The sequence below is a fragment of the Neisseria sicca 4320 genome, assembly GCF_000193735.1.
In the GTDB taxonomy this organism is placed as follows: domain Bacteria; phylum Pseudomonadota; class Gammaproteobacteria; order Burkholderiales; family Neisseriaceae; genus Neisseria; species Neisseria sicca_E.
Window position 1 is genome coordinate 1 of sequence record NZ_AEPF01000072.1, and the last position, 2,153, is coordinate 2,153.

Below are 2,153 nucleotides of genomic sequence, written 5' to 3' on the forward strand. Positions count from 1 at the left end.
AACGGCGGCAAAGCGTGCATCGGTTTGCAGACGGGCGAGCAGAGTTTGGTTTTTGTCCAACTTAATGCCTGCTTCTTTTTCTTCGGCTGTGGCGCGGACGAACTGGTCGTAAATTTCGGCATAAAGCATATCGTTCGGACCTTCAAAAATTGTAAAGGGGCGGATGTCGATAGCGATGTTGCTGGCGGTGTGTCCGCGTTCAAAACCCTTCGCGCCTAAGAGTTTTTGCAATATTTGCGCAGCGGCATAAGTGTATTCCGTAGCGAGGGTTTTGATGATGTTTGCCTCCATCAATTGATGGGCGACGGGTGCAACGGGCGAAACGGAATGGCAGACGTAACGGTAAAGGATTTCGGAAACCTGATGGCGGCGTTGGATTTCGCGGCGTTCGTAATCGACGAATTTGATGTCGTTGCGGACGTATTGGTTCAAGTTTTCAAGGATGTATTCCATGATGCCGTGCGTCATGCCGATCAGTTGCAGGCGGCTGCGGATAAAGATGTTTTGGAACGCGCGCAAGCCAGCGGCATCGCTCTGGGAGAGTTTCATGACGGCGGCGGCGGGCATTTCGGCGTCAATGCGGTTGACGGCGTAACGGACGGCGCGCAGACCTTCGGATGTGAGGGCTTCGTAGCGGATGTATTCTTTGGGAACGAGCAGCAGGTTGATGACTTTGGAGAGTTTGCCGTTTTTGCGCTCTTTGGCGGCAACAAGGAGGAAGTCGCTTTGCGAGTTGCCCTGCCAGTATTTCGCGGCATTGACGTAAATGGTTTGATCGTCGGTATATTCGTAGTAGGACTGCATTTCGCGGGCGATTGCCGCGCCGGAGGTTTCGGGTTCGGTAATGCCCAAACCGCCGCCCTCGCCTTTGAAAATCATGTCCAACCCTTGCGCGATTTGCGCTTCGTCGCCGAATTCCTGCAAAGGCTGCAACACCAGCGCGCCTTCGATGCCGGTACGCAGGGTAACGGGTACGCCGTAATGCCCTGCAATCCGCAAGACTTCTTGGATTTCAAACTGACTGCCCTTCCGGCCGCCGTGTTTTTTGTCGAGGAAGGGCAACAGCAAACCCGCCTGCTTCAAGGCAAGCCATTTGTCTTCAGGCAGGTATTGCATGAGGTTGAGGTCGTCTGAAAAAATGCGGCGGAATGCGGTTTCGATGTGCTTTAAAAAAGCAGCCGTGTCCATAGTTGACGGCTGCGCGCTTGATTCGGTGTGTGTCATCATGATTCTCTGTAAAACGGCGGTTATTAGAGTTTAGAGCTAAATTTCTAGAATTTCGATTTATACCACAAATCCGCATAAGCGACAATTGTTATCAAGTATGACCGAATTTTCAGCTTGCAAACAACCGTTTACGCCGCCCCGATAAGCCGATACGGTGCTACCATAACGTAAAACACTATCGGAACACTGCCATGTATTCACAACACAACGAACGCCATTTCAGCAACCGCAACAACTGGCTGCGTGCGAGCGTATTGGGCGCGAACGACGGCCTGATTTCCACCGCCTCGCTGCTGACGGGCGTCGCGGCGGCCGCACCCGATTTCCAAACCCTGCTGCTGACGGGCGTTTCCGCCCTGATCGGCGGCGCAGTTTCGATGGCGGCGGGAGAGTACGTTTCCGTATCCAGCCAGTCGGACACAGAAAAAGCCGACTTGCGCAAAGAACGCTACGAATTGGAAGCCAACCCCGCTGCCGAACTGGCAGAACTGACCGAGATCTACCGCCGCCGCGGTTTGTCCGACGCGCTTGCCGCCGAAGTCGCGCAAGCATTGATGGAACACGACGCGCTCTCCGCCCATGCACGCGACGAAATCGGCATCACCGAAACCTCCGCTGCCAAGCCCATGCAGGCTGCGCTTGCCTCCGCCGGTTCGTTCTGCGCCGGCGCCATACTGCCGCTGCTGGTCGCGCTGACCGCCCCCACCGCCCTTATCCCTACGCTGGCGGCAACCACTTTATGCGGACTCGCCGCGTTGGGTTACGCCTCCGCCAAACTCGGTGGCGCACCCGTCGCTCCCGCTGTCTTGCGCGTGTGCCTGTGGGGCGTAGCGGCGTTAGCGGTTACGGGCATAATCGGCAAACTGGCGGGCGTGGCGGTTTGAACAAGGTCGTCTGAAAACTCAGCCTCAATGAAGAGGAAAGTA

At 55.8% G+C, this 2,153-nt stretch carries 2 protein-coding genes; one reads left to right on the forward strand and one right to left on the reverse strand.

Going from position 1 to position 2,153, the window contains the following annotated elements:
- The coding region (locus tag NSCA4_RS0107250; RefSeq protein WP_016687514.1) for an acyl-CoA dehydrogenase family protein at positions 1-1,224 on the reverse strand (1,224 nt) is incomplete at its 3' end.
- 194 nt (positions 1,225-1,418) lie between these two features.
- Here NSCA4_RS0107250 and NSCA4_RS0107255 point away from each other — a divergent pair.
- Positions 1,419-2,111, forward strand: a complete 693-nt coding sequence (locus NSCA4_RS0107255; RefSeq protein WP_016687515.1) for a VIT1/CCC1 transporter family protein — start codon at positions 1,419-1,421, stop codon at positions 2,109-2,111.
- Positions 2,112-2,153: the final 42 nt, after the last annotated feature.

Bases quoted from the DNA above. Each gene is read 5' to 3' on its own strand.
- NSCA4_RS0107255 (WP_016687515.1), top strand. From the start codon at position 1,419: ATGTATTCACAACACAACGAACGCCATTTCAGCAACCGCAACAACTGG.